This window comes from Pseudomonas sp. NFPP28, from assembly GCF_900115535.1.
GTDB lineage: Bacteria > Pseudomonadota > Gammaproteobacteria > Pseudomonadales > Pseudomonadaceae > Aquipseudomonas > Aquipseudomonas extremorientalis.
The window spans coordinates 244,811-269,500 of sequence record NZ_FOWT01000005.1 but is presented as its reverse complement, the minus strand read 5'-3'; the positions used below and the strand labels follow the sequence as shown (position 1 = coordinate 269,500).

Annotated in this window: 20 protein-coding genes and 2 pseudogenes; 13 read left to right on the top strand and 9 right to left on the bottom strand. The window is 62.7% G+C overall.

The window, feature by feature from the left end; translation table 11 throughout:
• Window positions 1–41: 41 nt before the first annotated feature.
• Window positions 42–1,004 carry a Dyp-type peroxidase gene (locus BM110_RS15025; protein ID WP_093513722.1) on the top strand — a complete coding sequence of 321 codons (963 nt, stop codon included), beginning with the start codon at window positions 42–44 and terminating at the stop codon, window positions 1,002–1,004.
• Window positions 1,005–1,081: 77 nt separating this feature from the next.
• Here BM110_RS15025 and BM110_RS15020 read toward each other — a convergent pair whose 3' ends face one another.
• Window positions 1,082–1,954, bottom strand: coding sequence for an undecaprenyl-diphosphate phosphatase (locus tag BM110_RS15020; RefSeq protein ID WP_092245958.1), 873 nt, complete (start codon window positions 1,952–1,954; stop codon window positions 1,082–1,084).
• 168 nt (window positions 1,955–2,122) lie between these two features.
• On the opposite strand from BM110_RS15020, the gene BM110_RS15015 reads away from it, so the two are divergent.
• Window positions 2,123–2,629, top strand: a complete 507-nt coding sequence (locus tag BM110_RS15015; protein WP_092246184.1) for a GNAT family N-acetyltransferase — start codon at window positions 2,123–2,125, stop codon at window positions 2,627–2,629.
• Here BM110_RS15015 and BM110_RS15010 read toward each other — a convergent pair.
• A complete protein-coding gene (locus BM110_RS15010; RefSeq protein ID WP_071488257.1) occupies window positions 2,607–3,551 on the bottom strand; it encodes a GlxA family transcriptional regulator in 945 nt (314 codons plus the stop codon). The two genes, BM110_RS15015 and BM110_RS15010, sit on opposite strands and share 23 nt — an antisense overlap.
• 159 nt (window positions 3,552–3,710) lie before the next feature.
• On the opposite strand from BM110_RS15010, the gene BM110_RS15005 reads away from it, so the two are divergent.
• Together BM110_RS15005 and BM110_RS15000 are read left to right on the top strand one after the other, a co-directional pair.
• The gene (locus BM110_RS15005; RefSeq protein ID WP_092245952.1) at window positions 3,711–4,388 is read left to right on the top strand and encodes a type 1 glutamine amidotransferase domain-containing protein; all 678 of its coding nucleotides are present in this window, start codon (window positions 3,711–3,713) and stop codon (window positions 4,386–4,388) included.
• A 78-nt stretch (window positions 4,389–4,466) separates the two neighbouring features.
• Window positions 4,467–5,585, top strand: a complete 1,119-nt coding sequence (locus BM110_RS15000) for an alkene reductase (RefSeq protein WP_093513721.1) — start codon at window positions 4,467–4,469, stop codon at window positions 5,583–5,585.
• On the opposite strand, the gene BM110_RS14995 is transcribed toward BM110_RS15000, so the two are convergent.
• Together BM110_RS14995 and BM110_RS14990 are read right to left on the bottom strand one after the other, a co-directional pair.
• A complete protein-coding gene (locus BM110_RS14995; protein WP_093513720.1) occupies window positions 5,586–6,572 on the bottom strand; it encodes an NAD(P)H-quinone oxidoreductase in 987 nt (328 codons plus the stop codon).
• A complete protein-coding gene (locus BM110_RS14990; protein WP_093513719.1) occupies window positions 6,569–7,804 on the bottom strand; it encodes a YbfB/YjiJ family MFS transporter in 1,236 nt (411 codons plus the stop codon). Before BM110_RS14990 ends, BM110_RS14995 begins: the two co-directional genes overlap by 4 nt.
• Window positions 7,805–7,916: 112 nt before the next feature.
• On the opposite strand from BM110_RS14990, the gene BM110_RS14985 reads away from it, so the two are divergent.
• A complete protein-coding gene (locus BM110_RS14985; RefSeq protein WP_071488262.1) occupies window positions 7,917–8,792 on the top strand; it encodes a LysR family transcriptional regulator in 876 nt (291 codons plus the stop codon).
• A gap of 77 nt (window positions 8,793–8,869) precedes the next feature.
• Window positions 8,870–9,256 (top strand): DoxX family protein, encoded by a 387-nt coding sequence (locus BM110_RS14980; protein ID WP_071488263.1) that lies wholly within the window; start codon window positions 8,870–8,872, stop codon window positions 9,254–9,256.
• Window positions 9,257–9,311: 55 nt separating this feature from the next.
• Here the strand turns inward: BM110_RS14980 and BM110_RS14975 are convergent, their stop codons facing one another.
• From BM110_RS14975 to BM110_RS14965, 3 genes are all read right to left on the bottom strand, one after another.
• Complete coding sequence (locus BM110_RS14975; RefSeq protein ID WP_092245939.1) at window positions 9,312–10,130, bottom strand: alpha/beta fold hydrolase; 819 nt, start codon at window positions 10,128–10,130, stop codon at window positions 9,312–9,314.
• Between the two features lie 90 nt (window positions 10,131–10,220).
• Window positions 10,221–11,612: an alginate export family protein gene (locus tag BM110_RS14970; RefSeq protein WP_093513718.1), complete on the bottom strand. Its 1,392-nt coding sequence runs from the start codon at window positions 11,610–11,612 to the stop codon at window positions 10,221–10,223.
• Window positions 11,609–12,505 (bottom strand): VOC family protein, encoded by an 897-nt coding sequence (locus BM110_RS14965; protein ID WP_092245935.1) that lies wholly within the window; start codon window positions 12,503–12,505, stop codon window positions 11,609–11,611. Before BM110_RS14965 ends, BM110_RS14970 begins: the two co-directional genes overlap by 4 nt.
• A gap of 107 nt (window positions 12,506–12,612) precedes the next feature.
• Here BM110_RS14965 and BM110_RS14960 point away from each other — a divergent pair.
• Window positions 12,613–12,801 (top strand): annotated as a pseudogene (locus tag BM110_RS14960) (NAD(P)-dependent alcohol dehydrogenase); the annotation flags it as partial.
• A gap of 141 nt (window positions 12,802–12,942) precedes the next feature.
• Here the strand turns inward: BM110_RS14960 and BM110_RS29860 are convergent.
• A pseudogene (locus tag BM110_RS29860) lies at window positions 12,943–13,047 on the bottom strand (hypothetical protein); the annotation flags it as partial.
• Between the two features lie 239 nt (window positions 13,048–13,286).
• Complete coding sequence (locus BM110_RS14955) at window positions 13,287–13,598, bottom strand: hypothetical protein (RefSeq protein ID WP_093513717.1); 312 nt, start codon at window positions 13,596–13,598, stop codon at window positions 13,287–13,289.
• Between the two features lie 201 nt (window positions 13,599–13,799).
• Between BM110_RS14955 and BM110_RS14950 the strand changes: the two genes are divergently transcribed.
• From BM110_RS14950 to BM110_RS14925, 6 genes are all read left to right on the top strand, one after another.
• Window positions 13,800–14,459: a TonB family protein gene (locus tag BM110_RS14950; RefSeq protein WP_175507946.1), complete on the top strand. Its 660-nt coding sequence runs from the start codon at window positions 13,800–13,802 to the stop codon at window positions 14,457–14,459.
• Complete coding sequence (locus tag BM110_RS14945; RefSeq protein ID WP_016980117.1) at window positions 14,456–15,001, top strand: RNA polymerase sigma factor; 546 nt, start codon at window positions 14,456–14,458, stop codon at window positions 14,999–15,001. Before BM110_RS14950 ends, BM110_RS14945 begins: the two co-directional genes overlap by 4 nt.
• Window positions 15,002–15,038: 37 nt before the next feature.
• Entirely contained in the window at window positions 15,039–15,965 is a 927-nt protein-coding gene (locus BM110_RS14940; RefSeq protein WP_092245926.1) for a FecR family protein, read from the top strand.
• A gap of 424 nt (window positions 15,966–16,389) precedes the next feature.
• Window positions 16,390–18,084 (top strand): ShlB/FhaC/HecB family hemolysin secretion/activation protein, encoded by a 1,695-nt coding sequence (locus BM110_RS14935; protein ID WP_093513716.1) that lies wholly within the window; start codon window positions 16,390–16,392, stop codon window positions 18,082–18,084.
• Window positions 18,085–18,106: 22 nt separating this feature from the next.
• Window positions 18,107–24,109 (top strand): two-partner secretion domain-containing protein, encoded by a 6,003-nt coding sequence (locus tag BM110_RS14930; protein ID WP_093513715.1) that lies wholly within the window; start codon window positions 18,107–18,109, stop codon window positions 24,107–24,109.
• Window positions 24,109–24,603: a hypothetical protein gene (locus BM110_RS14925; protein WP_256575416.1), complete on the top strand. Its 495-nt coding sequence runs from the start codon at window positions 24,109–24,111 to the stop codon at window positions 24,601–24,603. The genes BM110_RS14930 and BM110_RS14925 overlap by 1 nt, the downstream gene beginning before the upstream one ends.
• Window positions 24,604–24,690: the final 87 nt, after the last annotated feature.

The window sequence follows — 24,690 nt, the reverse complement described above, 5'->3', positions numbered from 1 at the left end:
CTGCGCGGGTTCAATCTCGCCCTTTAGCCTGGACTTTCACCATGACCCCATCTTCCGTTCAGCCGCCCCTGGAACCGCAGTCCGTGTGCCACCCGATCACCAGCAGCGCGATTTTCATGGTCGCCACTGTTACCCCCGGCAGCGAGGACACGGTACGCGCCTGGTGCGCCGATATCGCCGGGCTGGTGCGCTCGGTGGGCAAGCGCGTGCCGGCCGGCAACCTGACCTGCGTCTGCGGGTTTGGCTCGGACGCCTGGGACCGCCTGTTCGGCGCGCCACGCCCGGCGGCGCTGCACCCGTTCCGCGAGTTCGGCGTGGAGGGGCGCATGGCAGTGTCGACACCGGGGGATATCCTGCTGCATATCCGCGCCGAACAGATGGACCTGTGCTTCGAACTGGCCACCCATCTCATGGCGGCCCTGGGCGACAGCGTGAAGGTGGTGGATGAGGTCCAGGGTTTCCGCTATTTCGACATGCGCAGCATCATCGGCTTTGTCGACGGTACCGAGAACCCGGTAGGGCGCAAGGCCGAGGGCTTCACCATCGTCGGCGACGAAGACAGCGAATTCCGTGGCGGCAGCTACGTGCTGGTGCAGAAGTACCTGCACAACATGACGGCGTGGAATGGCTTGACGGTGGAGGCCCAGGAGAAAGTGATCGGGCGCACCAAGTTGTCGGATATCGAGTTGGACGAAGAAGCCAAGCCGAGCAACTCCCACAGCGCCTTGACCGTCATCACCGACGAGCACGGTGAAGAAGTGAAGATCCTGCGCGATAACATGCCCTTTGGCCGGCCAGGTGCCGGGGAGTTCGGCACCTACTTCATCGGCTATGCCCGCTCGCCGCAGCCCCTGGAATTGATGCTGGAAAACATGTTCGTCGGCCGTCCGGTGGGCAATTATGACCGCCTGCTGGATTTCAGCACGGCAGTCACCGGCGGCCTGTTTTTCGTGCCGTCGGCCGACCTGCTGGAAGAACTGGCCGACCGAACCGACAGTCTGTAAGGCAACACGGTACAAAGGTGGGAGAGGGCTTGCCCCCTCCCACATTGGATTAATGCTGGTTTGAGATTAATGTCAGATCAGCTCAGCCACCCAGTGCTGACCGCCACAATCAGGAACACCCCCAACAGCGCGCGGTAGATCACGAACGGCCAGGTGGAGAACCGCTCCAGGAACTTCATCAGGCCCCAGATCGCAAAGAACGCCGAGACGCTCGCCACCACCAGACCGAACAGCAGATGCGGCCAGGCATGGGCCGGCATGTCGGCGTGCAGCAACACCCACAACTCCTTCAGCCCGGCGAGGGCGATGGCCGGCAGGCCCAGCAGGAAGGAGAAGCGTGCAGCTTCCTCACGCTTGAAATTGAGAAACAACGCAGCGGTCAGCGTAGAGCCGGAGCGCGATACCCCCGGAATCAACGCGCCAATTTGCGCGATCCCGACGATCAACGCATCGCGCAGGCGCATTTCGCTCACTTCACGGGTGTGGCGTGCGCGTACTTCCGCCACAGCCAGCAGCACCGCCATCACCACGCAGGAAATACCGATCACCATCAGCCCACGCAGCGGCGAGTTGCAGGCATTCAAGGTCGACGACAACGCCAGGCCGGCAATCCCGATGGGAAGGGTCGCCAGCACAATCGCCACCGCCAGCTTGAACCAACGGTCGTTGTAGTCACCCCGACGCACCGCGCCGATGCTGCCGGTGGTGACCTGGCGCACATCGCGCCAGAAGTAACTGACCACCGCTGCCAGCGCCGCCAGTTGCATGGCCGCGGAAAACGCCGAGCCGGGGTCTTGCCAGCCGAGCAGGGCGGGCACCACGCGCATGTGGGCGGTGGACGACACCGGCAGCAGTTCGGTAATGCCCTGGATCACGCCAAGGATGAAGATCTGCAGGTAATCGAGGGAGGCAAAACCCACATCCAGGCCGGCGGTACACATGTTGGTCAAAATAGGTGTCCTTGAAGAGCAGGGGCAAATTTCACGAAGTTTATTCGAAATGTTTCAAGGTTTTGGGCGAGGCAACACCTATTTGCAATCGGTTCAGCAAGTAGAAAGGTTGGCCTCTCCTCGCGTTTTGTGAACAATGGCGCCCTGCGTTTTTTCACCGAGAGCCCCATGCCCGAAGTCACCGTCGAATTGATCCAGACCGGCCCCGAAGCCGCCGAGCTGATCCGTAATCTCTACCAGTACTACGCCTATGAGTCGTCCGACTGGGAACAGGAAGATGTGGAGGCGGACGGCCGTTTCTACATCCATGACGAACACCTGGCCCGCTACTGGCAAGACCCGCAATGGAGCGCCAACCTGCTGCTGGTGGATGGCTACATTGCCGGCTTCCTGTTGATCGAAGGCAGCGAATTGCCAGGCATCGATGCCCTGGAGCTGGCCGATCTGTTCATCCTCAAGCGCTACCGCCGCAAAGGCATCGGCCGTGCCATCGCCAGCCAGGTGCTGTGCAGCGGCCAGGCCAATTGGCTGGTGCGGTTCTATGACCAGGACGAAGTGTCCCAGGCGTTCTGGCGCACGGTGCTGGATAACCTGCCGCGCCCGGTACAGACGATAGAGCTGGAGGATGACCCGCAGTTGGTCAGTTACCTGGTTACGCGGGCGGCCCTGCATTAAAGGCCTGTTGCATCACCGCCGGCGGCTGCCCGAACGCCCTCAGGAACGCCTGGCGCATGCGCTCGCGATCGCCAAAGCCGGTTTCGCGGGCCACCACCTCCACCGGGTGACGGCTGGTTTCCATCAGTGCCCGGGCGGCTTCCACGCGCAGGGCTTCGATGGCTTTGGCCGGTGTCTGCCCGGTTTCCTCACGGAACACCCGGCTGAACTGGCGCGGGCTCAGCCGGGCGACATCGGCCAAGGTCTCCACCGTGAGGTCGTGGGTCAGGTTCTCACGGGCGTAGGCCAGGGCCAGTTGCACGCGGTCTGACTTGGGGTCCAGCTCCAACAGCGCCGACAGTTGCGATTGTTCACTGCCGCGACGTTGGGCAATCACCAGTTTGCGCGCAATGCGCCGGGCGAGGTCGCTGCCCAGGTCGTTTTCCACCATGGCCAATGCCAGGTCCACCCCGGCGCTCATGCCGGCACCGGTCCACACCTGGCCGTCCACCACGAACAACTTGTCTTCTTCCAGCTGGATGTGCGGGTAGCGCTTGCGAAAGGCCGGCGCGTGAATCCAGTGGGTGGTGGTGCGCTTGCCTTCCAGCAGGCCGGCTTCGGCCAGCACGAAGATGCCCATGCACAATGACGCGACGCGCCGCGACTGGGCAGAGGCGGCCTTGACCTGTTCCAGCAGGTTGGCTTCCGGCAGGCGGAACTCCATGTAGCCGCCGACGATCAAGGTGTCATAGCCCTCGGCCCGAATGGGTGTGGTGTTCACCGAAAAGCCCTGGGATGTCATCACCGCGCCGCCGGTCTCCGAGACCAGGTGAAACGCATAGGCCGGCTCGCCGCGCAACAGGTTCGCGCACTCGAACACCGAGCCCACGCTGAGGCTCAGGCATTCGAAATTCGGGTAGACCAGCAGCGCAACGCTGTGCATCGTGTTTCTCCAGGGGGTAGGGGAGACGCGATTGTCGGTGGCTGGGCGAGAAACGGCAACTGCCGTCGAGCGATGTCCGAAAACCTTGCGGATATGACGTTGTGAGGCGACGCCCGGGCTCCTAAGCTTCAACCCACAGTCATCCCGAGGCACTCGACAATGAAAGTATTGATGGTATTGACCTCTCACGATCAGTTGGGCAACACCGGCCGCAAGACCGGCTTCTGGCTCGAAGAATTTGCCGCACCTTATTACGCGTTCAAGGACGCCGGCGCCGAGGTGGTGCTGGCATCCCCGGCCGGCGGCCAGCCGCCGTTGGATCCGGTGAGCGATCAGCCGGACTTCCAGACCGAACAGACCCGCCGCTTCGCCGCCGACCCGGCCGCGCAACAGGCCCTGGCGACCACGCTGAAGCTGGATTCGGTCAACGCCGATGCCTTCGACACCGTGTTCTACCCAGGCGGCCACGGCCCGCTGTGGGACCTGGCGGAATCGCCGGTTTCCATTGCGTTGATCGAGTCCTTCGAGCGTGCCGGCAAGCCGATCGGCTTTGTCTGCCATGCACCGGGTGCCTTGCGTCATGTCAAGGCGGTCAACGGCGAGCCGTTGGTCAAGGGCCGGCGTGTCACCGGTTTCTCCAACTCGGAAGAAGCCGCCGTTGAATTGACCGATGTAGTGCCGTTCCTGGTGGAAGACGAGTTCAAGAAGCTGGGTGGCCTGTATGAGAAAGGCGCTGACTGGCAGTCCTTTGTCATTACCGATGGCTTGCTCGTCACCGGGCAAAACCCCGGCAGTTCCAGCGATGTCGCCAAGGCCCTGCTGAAACTCACTGCCTGACTCAATAAACCGCTTGATGCATTGGCGACTTGAATAAGTCGCCAATGCTTTCGCGCGCTCGTAATCTGGAAGAATGAGATGACCGTTTTAAGTACCCCGGTGAAACTGGGTCACCACGCACTGAACAACCGTATTGTGCTGCCACCGTTGACGCGCCAGCGCAGCGCCCAGCCGGGCGATATCGCCACTGACTTGATGGCCGAGTATTACCGCCAGCGCGCCAGTGCCGGCTTCATGGTCAGTGAGGGCACGCAGATTGAACCGCGTGGCCAGGGTTACGCGTGGACGCCGGGCATTTATACGCCGGCGCAGATCGACGGCTGGCGCAAGGTCACCGAGGCGGTGCATGCCGAAGGCGGGGTGATCTTCGCCCAGTTGTGGCATGTCGGTCGGGTGTCCCACAGCGCGTTGCAGCCTGAGGGTGCCGCACCGGTCGCACCTTCTGCTATCCAGGCAATTCAGGCCAAGGCCTTTATCGAAACGGCGCCGGGCGAGGGGCAATTGATGCAACCGCCTGTACCGCGTGCGTTGACCACGCAGGAGGTCAAGGACCTGGTCGGGCACTACGCCCAGGCAGCGCGCAATGCACTGGATGCGGGGTTTGATGGGGTGGAAATCCATTCAGCCAATGGCTACCTGGTCAACCAGTTCATCTCGGCCCACGCCAACCAGCGTGACGACGAGTACGGTGGCTCGCTGCACAACCGCCTGCGCTTCCTGCGCGAGATCGTCGAAGCAGTGACCGCCGTGGTCGGGCCCGAGCGCCTGGGCGTGCGCTTCTCACCATTGTTCAGCGGCACCGACCAGGACCGGGTGTACATCGGCCTGGTGGAAGACGACCCGCACCACACCTACATTGAAGCGATCAAGGTATTGGAAGCGTCGGGCATCGCCTATGTGTCCATTGCCGAAGCCGACTGGGATAACGCCCCGGTATTGCCCGAATCATTTCGCCGAGCGGTACGCGACACCTTCAGCGGGCGGATCATCTATGCCGGTCGCTACACCGCTGAACGCGGTGCAGCACTGGTTGAAGCGGGGCTGGCGGATCTGATCGCATTCGGGCGGCCGTTTATCGCCAATCCGGACTTGCCGCAGCGGATTTTCAACGACTGGCCGTTGAACCCGCTGCGGGCGGAAGGGATGTATGGGGGAGGCGAAGCGGGTTATGTCGACTACCCGGTGTTCGCCGGGTAATCAAACCACCCGCAACACAATCTTGCCAATGTGATCGCCACCTTCCATCCGCGCATGCGCCTGATCGGCCTGGGTGTAATCGAACACCTGGTCGATCATCGGCAGGCAGCGCCCGGCTGCCAGCACCGGCCATACGTGCTCGCGCAGTTGGTCGGCGATGGCGGCTTTCTCGTCCTTGGTACGGGCGCGCAGCAAGGAGCCGGTGACGACGGCGCGTTTGCCGAGGATGGTCAGCAGGTCCACGTCATTGGCCTTGGCGCCGCCGAGGAAGCCCAGCATCACCAGGCGCCCGTCCATGGCCAGGGCCTTGAGGTTGTTGTTGAGGTAGGAGCCGCCCATGATGTCGAGGATCACATCGACACCTTGAGCCCCGATCACCTCGGCAAAATCCTGCTCGCGATAATTGATGGCTTCAGCGCCCAAGGCACGGATGGCCGCACATTTCTCTTCGCTGCCAGCGGTGGCGAACGCCTGGATACCGAATTCGCGGCACAGCATCAGGGCGGTGGTGCCGATCCCGCTGGTACCGCCGTGGATCAGCACGCGCTGGCCCTTGTGCGCGCCGCCGATGCCGAACAGGTTGGCCCACACGGTGAAAAAGGTTTCCGGGATGGCGGCGGCTTGAATCCACTCCATGCCTTCGGGAACCGGCAACGCCTGGCTGGCGGGCACCGTGCAGTATTGGGCGTAGCCGCCGCCATTGGTCAGGGCACAGACCCTGTCGCCAATCGCGTATTCGCTGACGCCTTCGCCCAGCGCGACCACTTCGCCGGCCACTTCCAGGCCGGGGATCGGGCTGAAGCCGGGTTTCATCGGGTACTTGCCGGCACGTTGCAAGGCGTCGGGGCGGTTGACCCCGGCGGCGTGCACGCGGATCAGGATCTCGCCGGAGGCCGGGGAGGGCACCGGTTCCTGGCGCGGCTTGAGCACCTCGGGGCCCCCGGGCGTGGTGATTTCAATCAGGGTCATGTCGGTAGGCACGGTCATTTGGCAAATCCTGTAAGGGGGAGCGTATGGGTTGGGACCGTGTCGAGCGGTCGACGGTTCAGCACAATCATGCCCAGTTCCAGGGCCAGGGCGACCACGATGGCGCCAGCGGCAATCACGAACAACAGCGCATGCTGGCCACCGCTGCTGTTGAACAGTGCCGAGTAGGCAAACCCGGACAGTGCCTGGAAGGTAGCAAAGGAGACGGTGGCGCGGCTCCACGCTACCTGCTGCTGATGATGATGGTTGGGCAGCAATTCATGCACCCGCGCCAAGGCCAATGGCACGATGCCTGGCGGGAACGAACCGAGGATCACCGCCAGTACGGCAAGGGCAGTGAACGAACTGGCCAGCGGCAACAGGCCGACGGCAACCGCCTGCACCACCAGCACCACACGGATACTCAGGCGTGCACCGAGTTTATCGGCGAGGAACCCGTAGCTTACCGGCCCCACAATCGCGCCCAGGCCGTACGTCACCCAGACCATCGCGCCGATGTGCGCACCATCACCCAGGCCACGGGCCACGTAATCCACCAGGAACACCATCGCCGGCACCAGGCCTGCGGCCATGAAGGCGTACTGGGCGAACAGCAGGTACACGCCGGACGGCATCCGCGCTGAAGTGGCCATTGGTGCTGCTGCTTCATGCAGCGTAACGCCGGGCCAGGCGAACCAGCTGGCCGCCGTCAACAGCAACGCCAGCAGGCCCAGGCCCAGCCACGTCTGCTGCAAGCCCAGGCTCAACAGCGGCGGCACCAGTGTGCCGGAGCCTGCAATGCCCAGGCCGATGCCGAGGAAGATCGCGCCACTGGCCAGGCCCCGGCGTGCGGCCGGTACGTGGGGCAATACGGTCGCGGCCACCAGCACCATGATTGCGCCGCCGGCAATCCCCGAGAGCAGGCGCCAGGCGAAGAACCACACCACCGACAACGGGAAGGCACAGGCGAAGAAGGCCAGGGTCACCGCTACCATCATGATGCGCAGGGCGGTCGTATTGGAGGTGCGCTGGGCGATGGGCCGGCCGATCAGCGCACCGATCAGGTAACCCACCAGGTTGGCGGCGCCGAGGTAGACCACGTCATTGGCGGAAAACCACTGGGCCTGGATCAGGCTGGGGATCAGCGGTGTGTAGGCAAAGCGTGCCAGGCCGATACTGACCAGGCTGGCACACAGGCCGGCAAAGATCGGCAGCCAGACCGCGCTGCGGGATGGTGCGTGGGAGTCGAGCATGATGGCTGTCCTGAAGTTTTTTCTGCGGCGGTCAGCATATCGGGCTTTTTCGATGCAATAATGCAGCGAATTAGCGTCATGATGATGCATATCTGCATCAATGGGAGGCCGCATGAATTGGGACGATGCACGGGTATTCCTGGCGGTGTGCCGCGAATCCACGTTGCGCGGCGCCGCACGGGTACTGGGCGTGGACCAGGCCACCGTAGGGCGCCGCGTCAACGCCTTGGAAAAGTCCTTGAACGCAACCTTGTTCCTGCGCACCTCCGAAGGCTACGCGCTCACGGCGGTCGGCGAAGCGGCGTTGCTTTCGGTGGAGAAAATGGAGCGCTCGGCCCTCGACCTGGAGCGCCAGATCCAGGGCCTGGATGACCGCCTGACCGGCACTGTGCGGGTCAGTACCACCGACTCCCTGGCCATCGACTTCCTGATCCCGGCCATCGCCTGCCTGCACGACAAACACCCCGACGTGCGCGTGCAACTGGACGCCTCCACGCAGATCCTCAGCCTGGCCAAGCGCGAAGCCGATATCGCCGTGCGCAACCAGCGCCCGGATAACCCCGACCTGATCGCCCGGCGTATTGCGCGCTGGCCGCTGGGGTTGTTTGCGTCCCAGGGTTACCTCGAGCGTCACGGCGTACCTGAGCCGGGCAGCCTGTTCGAAGGCCATGACCTGGTGGTCTACCAACCTCACCTGCAAAGCCAGAAGGACATGACCCTGGTCTCCGAGCCCCTCGGTCGCGGGCGCATCGTTGCTGCCTTGAGTTCCAGCCTGCTGGTGCGCCGCTCCATCGCTGCCGGCATCGGCATCGGCGAAATCCCGGTGTGCACCGGTGAGCGCGACGGGCTGGTGCGCCTGTGGCCGGAGCGCACCCGACCCCTGCCATATGACGTGTGGCTGGTGACCCACGCCGATCTGCGCCACACCGCACGGGTGCGGGCGGTGATCGATGAGATCGTGGCGGCGTTTGCCGGCACCGGGGAGTGAGGTCAGCACAGGCTTGCAAGCGCGGCGGTGGCTCGGTCGACACAATCGTTGTTTGTGGCAATCAACCGAGAGCACGTATGAACGAATCGACGCGTCAGGACCTGGGACTATTGTTTCTGCGGATCAGCGGGGCGCTGTTCCTGCTGTGGGTGCATGGCTTGCCCAAGTTGCTCAACTACAGCGAGCAATTGCAACTGATCGAAGACCCGTTTCACCTGGGGGCGAACATCACGTTGTTGCTGGCGATTTTCGCTGAAGTGCTGTGCCCGCTGCTGATCATTGCCGGGGTGCTGGTGCGCCTGGCGTGCCTGCCGATCCTGGCGGTGCTGTTGATCGCTTTGTTGGTGGTGCACCCGGAGTGGACGTTGTTCGAAGGGCAGTTCGGCTGGCTGCTGTTGATCATCTTCACCACCTTGCTGATCAGCGGGCCCGGTCGCCTGGTCCTGGGCCAGCGTTTCTCCTGAGCAAAAAAAGGCCGGGCAAGCCCGGCCAAAATAAGGAGAGGGTGGTGCAGGTGTTTCAGCGTTGCAGGAACGCCAGCAGGTCTTCGTTCAACTGCTGCGCGTGGGTCACGGCGAAGCCGTGTGGCGCGTCCTTGTAGACTTTCAGTTCGGCGCCCTTGATCGAGGCGGCCGCCACTTTGCCGGTGGTTTCGAACGGTACGATCTGGTCGCCATCGCCGTGGATCACCAGGGTCGGCACGTCGATTTTGGTCATGTCCGGGCGGAAGTCGGTTTCGGAGAACGCGGTCACGCAATCCACCGTCGACTTGAGGGATGCCAGCATCGCCACCTGCAGGGTCTGGGTCAGCACGCCTTCAGAGACCTTCTGGCCCTGGTTGATGCCGAAGAACGGCGTGTTGAAGTCGCTGATAAATTGCGCACGGTCTTTCAACAGGCCGGCCTTGATGCCATCGAACACTTCAGTCGGCACGCCCTGCGGGTAGTCCGCTTTCTGGCCGAACAGTGGTGTGACCGCGCCCAGCAGTACCAGGCCGGCCACGCGTGCGCTGCCGTGGCGTGCGATGTAGCGGGCGACGTCGCCACCGCCCATGGAGAAGCCCACCAGGGTCACGTCCTTGAGGTCCAGGTGTTCGATCAACTGGGCGATATCGTCGGCGAAGGTGTTGTAGTCGTTGCCGGTCCAGGGCTGATCCGAGCGGCCGAACCCACGGCGGTCAAACGCGATGGTGCGAAAGCCGCGGCTGCTCAGGTATTCCATCTGGTATTCCCACATGTCGGCGTCCAGCGGCCAGCCGTGGCTGAACAGCACGGGTTTACCGCTGCCCCAGTCTTTGAAATAGATCTGGGTACCGTCTTTGGCGACGAATGTGCTCATGAACATCTCCTTATCGAGGGGGGGATAAAACGCAGGATCACTATTGCCGTTAACCGGCTCGAGGGCTTGTACGGGTGTGCTTGCTTGGGGTTACCAGCTGAACTTGAGCTCGACCCCCAGGTAATTGCTGTCGTCACCGCCGGCATCGCGCAGGGTCTGGCCCACGTCGTAGTGCACGGCCTCGACGGCGCCGGTGAGGTTGGGGCTGAACACATAATCGGTGCGCACTTGCGCATAGGCGCCGGTCCAGCGATCGCCCTGGCCTGCGGTGCCGGCCACCGGCAGGTTGGGCTGGGTGTAGACCGCGTCGCTGGTGGTTTGGCGCCACAGCAGGCCGATGGCGGTTTGCACGCTGAGCCTGTCGATCGGCTTGACCGTGATCGACGGCTTGACGTGAATCAGGTTGCTGTAGCCGGTGTAGCCCGCCAGGGAAAAATAGTAGCCGTTGGGGAACAGCGGGTTGAAGGTGCCGACGGTGCCATCCCCGGTTTTGCGGTCGCCCGAGGCGATGTCCAGTTGCAGGCCGATGCGCGGTTTCCAGGCCACGCTGTCGAAGGTGTAGCCGGTACGGCTGCCACCGGCCCAGGCGCGAATGTCCTTGTTGCCGACCGAGCCGCTTTGCAGCATCGCTTCGATGTCCCAGTCAAAGCCCATGGCCGCGCCGCCCAGGCGTGCGTCGAACAGGTGGCGGGTCTCGTCGCCGTCGGCGTCCAGGTAGTGGGCGGCGGTGCGCTCATACACGCCGTAGTAGGCGGACAACTCGTTCTTGCCGCCCACCAGTCGCTCCACACGGACCATGTGGAAGCGCGCATCGCTGTTGGATTTGTCGTCGAAGTGACGCCCGTCCTGGTACTGCACCGGCTGGCTGGCGATCCCGATAAAACGCCAGTTGGAGGTCTCCCAGTCGGCCCACAGCGCATCGAAGGACTGCCGCACATTCGGGCCGTCCCGCGATGAGATGAAGCGTTGCAGGTCGAAGGCGAAATCCTGGCGCCCGACACGGGCCTTGAGAGTCCCACTGCTGAAGGTATTCACGTACTCGGCGAAGGCCAGGCGCAGATCGACGCGATTCTGGTCGGCGCCGCCGATCGTGGTCTTGTCGTACGCCCGCACATCTTCCAATTGGGTGAACACCCGCCAGTGCTCGTTCAGATGCAGGTCGGCGTGGAGCTGGAAGCGTTGGATCAGGTAGCGATCACGCTTCACATCCCGCACGCCGAAGCCACTGGCATCGTTCATCTCGAAACGCTCGCGCAACGTCGCGCCCAGGGACAGGTAGGTGTAGGGGTTCGCGCTGGACAGCGGGATGTACTTCAAGCTGTCCAGCGGCTGCGTGCGCAGCGCCGGGTCCTGCAAAACCGACCAGTCTTCCTGCCAGCGGTTGGCCTTGATGGCCGGGCGTGTCGCTTGCTCGTCGGCGTGGACGCTGCCGACGAGCAGCGGCCACAGCACGGCCAGGCCCCAGCCTGTGCGGCGCATCATTTTGCGGCGTTGAGTTGATGGATCTCCGCGACGTAGCCGCCAGGAAATTCCACCAACGCACTGCGACGGCCTCTGCTGTCGAACGCAGGCACTAACACTTTCGCGCCGGAGCCGGTGGCCTTGCCCAGGGTGGCCGTCAGGTCAGCCACTTGATACCCGGTGGTCTCGTGGCCGAACGGGTAGGGCAGTTGGCCGTTGGTGACCAGTACCGCCATGCGCCCGAATGGCGATTCGATGTCGACGCGACGGTAGTTGCCGTTGGCTTGGCCGATATCCACGCCAGGGGCATGTTTGTCATCGGCCAGGACTTTGCCGTGGGAGAAGCCGATAAACGATTTGATAAAGGTGTCGGCACGCTCGGCACTGAGGTACACGCGGTTTTCCGGCACGGTCTGGAACGCGGCGTAATCCGGGGTCTTGGTGTGCCAGTAAAGCTGCATGTTCACACCGCCCGGCCACTGCACCACCGCGTCACGCCCGATCGGGTCGGGAAAGTCGCTGACGATCACCGCCGCGCCGTTCTCCCGGGCGGCCTTGAGGGCGACGTCCATGTCCTTGACCAGGTAACCGTTGCGCTCCTGGCCGAACGGGTGCGGGATCGGCGTGGTGAAACCGAACAGCGACACTGTGCCTGCCGGGGTCTGCAGCAGTTGCGACGTGGTGCTGCTGGGCACCGGCAACACGTTCACCACCACTTGGGGCGTGCTTGTGCCGCCGAATGTGGCCAGGAAGCTCTGGGTAAAACGCTCCACATCGGCCGGTGCCACATAGACGTGGCTGGTGTCGTATTGCGGGGCCACGGCGACCGCCGGTGTAGCGGCGAAGGCGCTGTTCATCATGGCCCCGGCCAGCAAGGTGACTGCCAGCGATACCGTCCTGACTTTTCTACACATACCCACTCTCCCGCGTTTTGAGAAAGTCTCGATCTTAGGGACGGGGCCGACCGGCGGATTGTACGGACGTGCTCGGTTGAACGATTCAGCGTCCATGCTGGTCATGGTTGAACGGTGGCATCCAGCAGCCCCAGGACATGCTCGACTTCTGCGCCAGGCACGGGATTGTCTCGGACATCGAGATGATCGATATCCAGGGTATCAACGAGGCGTATGAGCGGATGCTCAAGGGCGATGTGAAGTATCGGTTCGTGATCGATATGGACAGCTTGAAAAAGGAAAGCCAAGCGGCGTGAAACGCATTCCCTGAACCGCTGTAGAACCCTTGTGGGAGGGGGCTTACACCCCGATAGCAGTCGGCCAGTCACCGCATAATTGACTGACCCGCCGTTATCGGGGCAAGCCCCCTCCCACATTATTTTGTGGTGTGCCTGGACCGAGAGGTGCTCGTACAGAATCGTCGCCCCTACCAACATCAACACCACACCACCGACCATCTGCGCACACTTGCCCACCAGATCATGTGCAGCCCCAGCCCGACCAGCAGGGTAAACGCGATCCAGTGCTCCCAGTCTCTGGCTGAAACCCTCCCGTTAAGAGCGAACACTGCAACTGTGGCGAGCGGGCTTGCCCCGCGTTGGGTTGCGAAGCGACCCTGGAAGGAGGAATGCGGTGAATCAGGCATGCTCCGGGCGCTGGTTTTGGGGCTGCTGCGCAGCCCAACGGGGGGCAAGCCCGCTCGCCACAGGGGACTTATCGCCCGTTTTGAAAGGGTTGGCCCTCAGGGCCGCTGCGGTTTCACCGACGTCCCGAAGGTATTGCCCATGCGCACGCTGGTCGCCGCCGGGGTGGATAGGCCTACCGCGTTCGGCGGGCGTTTTTCGATGGGGAGGTTCTGCGCCTCGCGGTTCTTTTTGGCCGCCTTGGTAGCGTTCGTGTCGTTGCTCATCTGCTGGCTCAGGCAGCCATAGTCGGGCGCCTTGTAGCCATCCACGCTGACCTCGGCGCACGTGCCGGCGGCAGTTTCGGCATGGCCCAGCAAGGGCAGGGTGGCGCACAGCAACAGGCTGGCAACGGTCGGCAAGGTTTTCATCGGGCCTCCTGGCAGGCCCGAAGGAGTGGGCCGGTAAGGCTTGGAAGTCTAGTGCAGCGGGCCTCTCATCACCGTGATGTTTTTTTTGCTATCACCGTAACATCAGGTTCATAAACTGGCCTCAGGATGACGGTTTTCTAGGGCGCGTCGGCCGTGCAGCGATGCAGAACAGGGGGTGAACAGGGAGCCTGGAGGCGCGTCATGCGCGCCCTGGTCTTGCTGTTGCTGCTGGCCGCTGGTCGCGCGGCGCAGGCAGAGTCACCGCTGCTGCCGTTGAACCTGCCGGCGCAGGACCTGGAACATGCACTGCAAGCCTACAGCCGTGCCACCGGGATGGCGGTGCTGGTGGACCGTGAGTTGACGCGCGGGCGGCGCTCCATCGCAGTGCGCGGGCGCTTCACGGCGCAAGAGGCACTGGCGATGTTGCTGACAGGGAGTGGCCTGATGGCCCGTTATGCACGCAGTGATGCGTTTACCTTGCAGACCCCGCAAGTCAGCCCGCCGCCTACTACGCGGGGTGCGGCGGCACGCAACGCTGCGCGGATCAACAACAGCTACGCGACGGCGTTGCAGCAAGCCATCGAGACCAGCCTGTGCCGCTCGCCGTTGACCCGGCCCGGCAGTTTTCGCGCGCTGGTGCAGGTGTGGGTCAACCCGGAGGGGCGGGTCGAACACAGCCGGTTGGTGAGTTCCACCGGCGACGAACAACGCGATGAAGCACTGGTGCGCAGCCTGGCAGCGGCGCGGGTCGAACGCCCGGCGCCAAGCTCGCTGCGCCAACCGGTGACTTTACTTTTGATGCCTGACACAACAGGAACGCGCATGGAATGCACAGCCGCAAAAGGAGCCTCGGAGGGATGAAAAATACCGGGCACAGTACGATGGTCAGCCTGTTCCTGGCCTCTTACGAAGACTTCAAGGTGCGGTTGCGCAAGCGCCTGGGCTCGGAGGACCTGGCCAACGACGTGCTGCACGAGACCTACCTGCGCGTCGACCGCATGGACGTGCCGCCGAACCTGCAACAGCCCAATGCCTACCTGTACCGCATGGCCCTGAACATCGCCGCCGACCGCCGCCAGGCCGATGCGCGCCTGCTCACCGGCAGCGAGGTGGAAGAGCTGCTGCAAAGCGCCGACGAAGCCCAGGACCCGTCGCGAGTGGTGGGCGGCCAGAAAGAAATCCAATCCCTGGTCAAGGCCCTCTACGAACTGCCGGCGCGTCGGCGCAAGATCCTTATCGCCGCGCGCCTGGAAGAGGCGCCGCACCTGGAAATCTCCCAGCGTTTTGGCATTTCCACGCGCATGGTCGAAAAGGAAATCAAGGCCGCCCTGGGCCACTGTGCCAAGCGCCTGGAAAGAAAAGTGATTCAGCGGTTCGGTCCCGGGGCCGGAAAACCGTCTTAGTGTCGAGTCCCTGATAAATCCGTGAGTACGTGCGCGCTTGAATATTTTTAGCCTCTCCACCGCCCGGCAGTCCGCCGCCAGCCCCCTGCACGATGAAGCCCGCGACTGGCTGCTCCTGCTGACCTCGGGCCGCGCCACCGTGGCCGATGCCAAGGCCCTCAAAGCCTGGTGCGCGCAGAGCCCGGAACACGCCCAGGCTTTCGAACAGGCCAAGGCGCTGTGGCAGCAACTGTCCCCGGCCCTTGATCAAATGTCGCAACCGCGCAGCTTTGGCCGCCGTGCCTTCCTCGGCGGGGCCATCGCCGCCTCGGCAGCCGTGGTGATGGTGCGCGTCGGTGTGCCGGGCGGCTTCGCCGGGCTCACAGCGGACTATCGCACCGAAGTCGGCGAGCAGCGCCAAGTGCTGTTGAGCCAAGGCATCAGCCTGGAACTCAACACCCAGACCCGCATCAGCCGGGTGGGCGAGGGCATCGAACTGCTCGAAGGCGAAGTCGAGGTGGTCACCCACGTTTCGCAACCGCTGCTGGTCCAGGCTGGCGAGGGCTCGGTCAGCGCGGCGCAGGCACGCTTCAATGTGCGCAATACCGACCACCGGGTATGCGTCACCTGCATCGACGGTTCACTCGCGGTGGCCATCGCCGGGCGCAGCGTGCGCCTGGACAGCGGCCGGCAACTCACCTACGGCGCGTCCGGCGTCAGCGAGGTGACAATGGTGGACACCCAGGCAGTGGTGGCCTGGCGTGAACAGGTGCTGGTGTTCAACAACGCCACGCTGGCGACGGTGGTGGACGAGATCAACCGTTATCGCCCGGGCATGCTGCTGCTGTTGAACAAGGAACTGGGCCAGCGTCGGGTTCAGGCGCGCTTCAGTTTGCAGCAGTTGGCGGGCGTGGCGTTGTTGATCCGCGATGCGTATGGGGCCAAGTGCACGGAGTTGCCGGGTGGGGTGGTGTTGTTGAGTTGAGGGGCTGCCGCTCGTCGGGTAACTCCAATTTTTACGATGTAAATGGACCGGGCCAGAACGCTAATCTACGCCTGTCGCTTTCAGGTATGCCTGTGTGCTCATGGGTTGAGCGACCGGTCTTTTTCCTCTGACAGATCTCCTTTCTTATCCTCTCTGAATTGTCTTTCTCGTTTGTAGGGGAAAGGACTTTCAGCGTAAGAAAAAACCAGGAAATGTACGTTTCAAGTCTCACTTCCTATCCGGTTTCTTCCTTCGACTGACATTGTTCGGAAGCATCTGACAGCCCTCCAACGCCTGTGTGACAGACAAGGCGACGCCCTCAGGAACGCCGAATTTTTTGTAACCTTTCCTGTTTTCCTTAAGCGTTTCAGCCTCGGCAGCATGGGTGCTCTTTCCATTTGAGTACCTGTGTGAGGGTGAAAGGATGCCGGCTGTTTTTCGACCTGCGCTGCTGGGGATAGCGCTGTTTTCAGGTCCGCTTCTTGCCGCGTCCCCCGTGTCGCCCGGCGACCGCGAATTGGCCCGTGAGCGTCAGCAGCAAGTGTTGGAAGAGCAGCGTCGTCGCCTTGAAGACCTGCAGAACCTGCCCGGCCAAATCGCTGTGCCAACGGCTCCCGCGCTGCTGGAAGACGGCCAGTGCATCACCGTCACGCGTATCAACATTGAAGGCGCGACATTGCTGCCCGAAGGCCAGCGAGAGGCGCTGCTGCAACCCTGGCAGGGGCGTTGCCTGGGGGTGCCTCAACTCAACGCCGTGCTCAAAAGCCTCACCGATCACTACCTGCATCGCGGCTACGTCACCACCCGCGCCTACCTGCCACAGCAGGACCTGAAACATGGCGAACTGAACATCATCGTGGTCGAAGGGCGCCTTGAAGGGCTCGACAGCTCATCGCTGGCCAGCCCGCTGGAGTCCGCCATGACCTTTCCCGGCACCGTAGGGGAGGTGCTCGACCTGCGCGAGCTGGAGCAGTGGGTGGATCAACTGTCGCGCTTGCCCTCGCGCCAGCCGCAGCTTGAGGTGTTGCCGGGGCAGGCAGTGGGGGGCAGCCGCGTGACGCTCAAAGGTGAGCGCCGCGAACCCTGGCGTGTCTCGGCCAACCGCAACAACCATGGCGATGCCAGCACCGGTCGCCAGCAGGCCGGTATCGGCCTGGATTGGGACAGCCCCCTGGGCCTGGCGGATCAATTGAACCTGCGGGCCAGCCGCGACACCGTCAGCGACCGCTGGCGCCATTCCCACAGCCAGAACCTGTTCTACAGCCTGCCGTATGGTTGGTGGACGTTCAATGTCAGCCACAGCCAAAGCTTCTACCGCACGCGCAACGACCTTTCCGGGTTTGCCTTCGCACTGTCAGGCGAGACGTCCAGCCAGCAGTTGCGCGCCGAGCGCGTGCTGCACCGCGATAACCTGGGCAAGACGGCGTTCAGCTTTGGCCTGAGCCACCTGCGGACCCGCAATTACCTGGAAGACGCGTTGCTGCGCACCTCCAGCCATCGCATCACGGAGCGTCAACTGGGCTTCAACCATGGCCGCCGCATCGGCAACGCCTTTCTCAACCTCGATGCCGGCTGGCAACAGGGCATCGGCGCCCTGGACGCCCAGCGCGATCTCTCTACACAGCGCGGCGCGCCGACCTCGCGCTATCAGAAATACACCCTGACCCTCAGCTATTTGCAGGCCTTTCGCTGGCTGGGCCAGCACTGGAGTGTCGACAGCCTTGCCACCGGCCAACACGCCGAAGACGAACTCTATGGGCCACAACGCCTGAGCGTCGGCGGCCTCGGTGCGGTGCGCGGGTTCCAGCAACAGAACCTTTCGGGCAATAGCGGCGGCTACTGGCGCAGCCAGGTGCGCTGGCGCCAACCGGTGGCCTGGGACGCGCTGCGGCCCTGGGTGCACGAAGTGGGCGTGGGCTTTGGCTACGACGTCGGAGTGATCCGCCGTGGCCCGCACAACCCTGACGTTGCCGGGCGCCTTACCGGCCATGCCTGGGAGCTCAGCGCACGCGGTACTCACCTTGCCGCTTCGCTGGTGCTCGCCCGCTCCCTGGAGCGCCCGGCCATCGTTGAACGTCGCGAACACCCGATCTACGCCCGAATCGACCTGTTTTTCTGAATAACAACAAGGAACCTAGCCTATGGACGTGCGCCGCCCGTTTTACCAGTGCCTGGCCCTGAGCCTCGCAGGCATCATCTTCCTCAACCCGATTGTCGCGGCCGCCGCCGAGCTGAGCGTGGACCCGGCCAGCCCCGGCACCAGCCTCGGCCATGCGCCCAACGGCGTGCCGGTGGTGAATATCGCCGGGCCCAATGGCAGCGGGCTGTCCCATAACCTGTTCACCGACTACAACGTCGGCAGCAACGGGCTGATCCTCAATAACGCCACCCAGGCCACGCAAAACACCCAACTGGGCGGTGTGATCCTCGGCAACCCAGGCCTGCAAGGGCGGCCTGCCAGCGTGATCCTCAACGAAGTCACCGGTGGCAACCGCAGCCACTTGGGGGGCTACACCGAAGTGGCGGGGCATGCCGCGCGGGTGATCGTCGCCAATCCTCACGGCATCACCTGCAATGGCTGCGGGTTTATCAATACGCCGCGTGCGACGCTGACCACCGGCAAGCCCGTGATCGAAGGTGGGCGGCTGGATCACTTTCGCGTAGACGGCGGCGATATTGCGCTGGAGGGCGCCGGGCTCAATGCCCGCAATGTCAGTCAGTTCGATCTGATCACCCGCACGGCCAAGCTCAACGCGCAACTGCATGCCGACCAGCTCAACATTATCACCGGCCGTAACGATGTCAGTGCCGACACTTTGCAGGCCCGTGCCCGTGCCGAAGATGGCCGGGACAAACCGCAACTGGCCATTGATGCCAGCGCCCTCGGCGGCATGTACGCCGGGACGATTCGCCTGGTGGGCACTGAGCAGGGCGTCGGCGTAAGGCTGGCGGGCGATATGGCCAGCACCGCCGGCGACATCGTGATCAACGCCAATGGCGGCTTGAGCCTGTCCCACACCACCAGCGTCGGCGCCCTCACGGCCAAGGCCGCGTCGATTGACTTGCAAGGCCCGACCTTTGCGATGGCTGATATCGACCTGCAGGCCCAGGGCGATCTGGTGGTGCGGCAGACCCTGGCCAGCGCCGGGAATGTCAGCCTCGAAGGCAGTACGGTGAGCAACCAGGGCAAGGTCGTCAGCGGCATCCTGGAAGACCGGCGTATCGCGGGCAAACAGCTGAGCATCAAGGCCCAGCGCCTGGATAACCCGGGTGAACTCAATGCCAGTGGCCACCTGGAAATCACCAGCGGCAGCCTCGATAACAGCGGCCAGATCGCCGCCGACAGCGCCAGGATCGAAGCCCGCCAGGACCTGAGAAACACTGGCCAGGTGGTCACTGCCGGCCAACTTGAAATTGCCGCCGGACAGGCCATCAACCATGCCGGGACGCTGCATGCCGAAGGCGATTTGAGCCTGGTCGCCGACAGCGTCGACAACAGCGGCAAGATCGTGGGGGCAGGCACTGTGCTGAGTATTGCGGCCGGCACGGTCACCAACGCGGGCGAACTGCTCGGCGACAACCACCTGCACCTGCAGGTCGATGGCGACCTGAACAACAGCGGCCTGATCGCCGCCAAAGGCGATGCCCATATCAGCGCATCAAACCTTACCCAAGACCACGGCCAGATTCTCAGCGGCCAAGACATCCAACTGCGCGTGCGCGATGTACTGCATAACCTCGGCGTGCTCAGCGCAGCGCGGCATATGCAGATCAATGCGGCTCAACTGAATAACCCCGGCACGCTCGGCAGCCAAGGCAACCTCCTGCTCACTGCCAACGTCACCAACAGCGGCCTGCTGTTCAGCGGCGGCGACCTGCATGTGCGTGGCGAGCATTTCAGCAATCTTGAAGGTGACCTCTACAGCGTCGGTGATTTCAGTTTCGCCGGCACGCGCTTCAGCAACCTCTCCGGCAGCGTGGAAACCGAAGGCAACCTGCACATCAACGCCCGCGAGTTTGAAAACGCCCGCACCCACCTTGTCCTCGAACGCGAGCTGGTCGGCGGCAGTATCCAATGGGTCTGCGGCCAGCACTGCCACGGCAACGACAGCTACAAGCGCGGCACTATCTACATCAGCGAAATCTGGCGCGAAACCGCCGCGCCCAACTCCACCAGGGCGGCGCGACTGGTGGCCGGCAAAGACCTGCGTATCGACGCGCAGACCCTGGAGAACCGCTACAGCCTGCTCGCCGCCAATGGCGACGTGCACCTTTCCGCCAACCGCCTTATCAACCAGGGCGCGGCCTCCCAGACCGGCATCTCCAGCACCATCATCGGCACCCCCGGTCGCATCGATAAAGCCCTGTGGGACCAGATGGAATTCCACGACCTGCCGGCCTTCAATAACGCACCCTTCGACCCCGTGCGTTTTGCCGAACTCAAGGCCCGCTCGACCGGAGAGGGGTTCAGCAACCCCGGCACCCTCACCACCTGGCGCGAGGATGGCCGCGAAGTCTATGCCGCCACGCTGCAAGCCGGCGGCCGCCTCAACCTGCAGGCCACCGAGTACCTGCAAAACGGCACCCTGCGGGAAAACACCCTGGCGCAACTGACCGGCGACATTGGCCACAACCCCAACGACCTCGAACTGAGCCCGGATCGCCTCAGCGATGACCTGACCCAACCGCCGGAATTCCAACTCCCCAGCGGTAAATACGGGCTGTTTATCCCCAGCAAGAATCCGGGCAGCCCCTACCTGATTGAAACCAATCCCCTGTTCACCCACCTGGCCAACTTCCTCAGTTCCCAGTACTTGCTCGACAAGATCGGCTACAGCACCGACGTGGCCTGGCGACGCCTGGGCGACGGCTACTACGAAAGCCGCCTGATCCGTGACGCCGTGCTGGCGAAGACCGGGCAACGCTTCCTCGCCGGGCTGGAGAGCGACGAGGAACAGTTCCGCTACCTGATGGACAACGGCCTCAGCGCCCGCGACAGCCTGCAATTGAGCGTCGGCGTTGGCCTCACCGCGCAGCAGGTGGCGGCCCTGACCCACGACATCGTATGGATGGAAAAACGCCAGGTGCAGGGTGAAGACGTGCTGGTGCCGGTGCTGTACCTGGCGACGGTCGACGCCAATAACCTGCGCGGGGGCAGCCTGGTGCAAGGCCGGGACATCAACCTGGTCAGCGGTGGCGACATCGTCAATGTCGGCACCTTGAAAGCGGCACAGGAGCTGACCGCCATCGCCGACGGCCGCCTGCTCAATGGCGGTACGCTCAGCGCCGGTGAACGCATCAGCCTGCTGGCCACCGACAGTATCCGCAACGCGATGGCCGGCGAGATCCGTGGCAGCCATATCGAACTTACCAGCGTCACCGGCGACATCGTCAACGACCGCACCGCCCATGCCAAGCACCAGGGGGACGGCACCCTTGTCACCCATCTCGACCAGGCGGGCCAGATCAGCGCCGCACAGCGCCTCACGCTCAACGCCGGGCGCGACATCACCAACCGAGGCGACATCAACAGCGCTGGCGATGCCAGCCTGAGTGCCGGGCGCGACATCAACCTCATCGCCGTCACCGATACCCAACAGGTGCGTACCACGGAAAACGGCGGCCACCGGGTCACCCAACACAGCCGCACCGAACAGCTTGGCGCCAATCTCAACGCCGCCGGCAGCCTGAGCCTGCATGCCGGGCGCGACATCACCCTATTGGCCAGCCACGCCAACGCCGGCAAAGACCTGACCGTCGCCGCCGGTGGCAACCTTCACCTGTTGGCCGCCGCCAACGAAACCGATCACGCGGTCAACAGCAAACGCGGCGGCGCCAAGGTGCATGAGCAAACCACCCAGGTGCGTCACGTGGGCAGCCAGCTCACCGCCGGCGGCAAACTGAACGCCAGCGCGGGGCAAGACATCGTGCTGCACGCCAGCCAGGTCAGCAGCGGCAAGGATGCGTATCTGGTGGCGGGTGGGCAGTTGCAACTGCTGAGTTCCAATGACAGCGACTACAGCCTGTATGACTACAAGAAAAAAGGCAGCTTCGGCGCCCTCAAGACCCAACGCGACGAAGTCACCGACGTGCGTGCGGTGGGCAGCCAGATCACCACAGGCGGCAACCTCGACCTGATCAGCGGCGGCGGTCAGTTGTATCAAGGGGCAAGGCTGGAAAGCGCGGCGGATATCGCCATCACCAGTGGTGGGGCGGTGACCTTCGAAGCAGTGAAAGACCTGCATCAGGAGAGCCACGAGAAGACCAACAACAACGCATTCTGGGTGGCATCCAAGGGCAAGGGCAGCACTGACGAAACGCTGCGCCAGAGCCAGTTGGTTGCCGGGGGCACCATTGCGATCCAGGCCGTCGACGGTTTGCAGATCGACATCAAGCAGGTCAATCAGCAGAGCGTCAGCCAGTCCATTGATGCGATGGTCAAGGCCGACCCGCACTTGGCTTGGCTCAAGGACGCAGAACAGCGCGGGGATGTGGACTGGCGTCAGGTCAGGGAGGTCCACGACAGCTTCAAGTACAGCCACTCCGGGCTGGGGCCGGCCTCGCAACTGATCATTGCCATCGTGATGTCGGCGGTCATCGGGCCCATGGCGACGGCCGCAGCAGGCGGCGGTGTCGGCGGCGCCATGGTCGGTGCGGTTGCGACCGGCGCCTCGACCAATGCCAGTGTCAGCGTGGTCAACAACCGGGGCAATCTCGGTGCCGTGTTCAAGGACGTGACGTCGTCCGATGCCCTGAAGGGCTACGGGGTTTCGGCGATCACTGCCGGCCTGACGGTGGGTTACTTCGACCCATGGACCGGAGCGCAGACCAATACCACCATCAGCAAAGTGGCCACCTCCGGCTCGCTGGGCACCTGGAGCGGCGTCGGCCAATTCGCGGCCAACCAGGCGCTGCAGAACGGCACCTCTGCGTTGCTGAACAAAGCCCTGGGGCAGGGCGGCAGTGTCAGTGACGCGCTGAAAAATGCCTTGTTCAACACCTTGGCGGCGGCCAGTTTCAACCTGGTAGGGGACTACACGAAAAACGTCCTGGCGGACGGCTCGTTACCCAAGGTGGCGATCCACGCCATGGTCGGTGGCTTGCTGGCCGAAGCCACCGGCGGCGACTTCAAGACCGGCGCATTGGCGGCGGCGGCAAGCGAAGCACTGGTTGGCCACCTGGATACGTTGGTCAAAGGCAACGACACCCTGCTCACCATGAGTTCGCAGATCGTCGGCGTGCTGGCGGCTGCGGCACAAAGCGACACCGACGCCGCCAAGCTGGAGACCGGCAGCTGGGTGGCGAAGAACGCCACGCAATACAACTACCTGTCACACAACCAACTGGAACGGGCCGCCAAACAGATAGCCCGATGCACCGACGCCTCCTGTATCCAGGACGCCACGCGCAAATTCCAGGAACTGAGCCTCCAGCAGGACATTGACGCCATCGTCAGCTGCCAGGCCGACCCCAGCTCCTGCGCGGCAAGCTCCAAAGAAGTCGCCAACACCCTGGCGAACCTGAATGCCATCCGCGACATCGCCGACTACGCCTCGCCCGACGCACGGGAGGCGGTACAGAGCCTGATCAACGGCAATCACGAATTTCAGGAAATGCTGGCGACCGCCACGACCGAGCACTCGGTGGGCGCGATGGTCGAGTCGCTCAAGTCGAAGTGGGCACTGAGCGACGCCCAGGCGCAGGACATTGCGGACAACCTGAAGATCGCACTGGCGGTTGGGGTGGGGACTGCGGCGGGGGTGGTGGCTTATAGGCGGGCTGTGGCGGGTGGGGTAAAAGGCGCGACTAGCAACAACTCTATTCCTCGCAACGCAAATAATCTTGTCGGAGGTCCGCTTGAAAATGCTACTCAGATTAGCGGCCGCTTTAAGCTAGACGGCGGCCCCGCGAATGGAGCTTTGTATCGGGCCGATAATCAAGGAAATATTACGAGCTACGCCGTCTATGATTCAGCTGGGATGATTATTAAGCGGGTCGATGTTAGAGGTGCTGCTCATGCTAATGTATCGACACCACATGTAATAGAATATGGTAGAAATACGCTTCCGGACGGAACAGTAAGAGTTCAGTCGCCTTCTACTAAACTGGCTCCGCGGCCTACTAATTCAGATGAGATTCCATAATGAAAGTAAATACGCTTGGGCAATTTAGCGGTTTGAGTCGATACGAGCTATGGGCGTCAAGCTGGGCTGAGAGCGATAATATTGATATATTTTCTTATATGAGCGCTATTTGTAAGCCTGAAGACTGTCTGCTATTTTGCAGGCTGTTGTTTCCTGATTTTTTTATCAGCCAAGGTGCGATTTTTTTAAATGCTAAATATGATCATGAGGTTTTTTTGGTATGGTTAAAAAAGCTTGATGGGGATATTTCTGCAGTTGAAAAAATAATGAATCATACTCACATGTACGATGTTTTTTCAGGCTGTACGGATGAAGTTGATGATGTCGTTTTTGAGCAGCTAGCTGACACTATTGCTTTTTCATGGCGGCTAGTTTTAAAGGACAAATTTCCAGGATGTAATTTTTCTGTAGAGGTTTCGAATTCAGATCAGGATTACGGGCCTACTGTTACTTTTTATCAATCTATCGGCTATGGCGAGAAAAGGGATAGGTAAACGTAGGTAAACGGGGTCAGACCCTGAGGGACTGCGAAGAAAAATACATAGACTGAGGGAGTTGTTCTAGATTTATCGAAAAGCTCC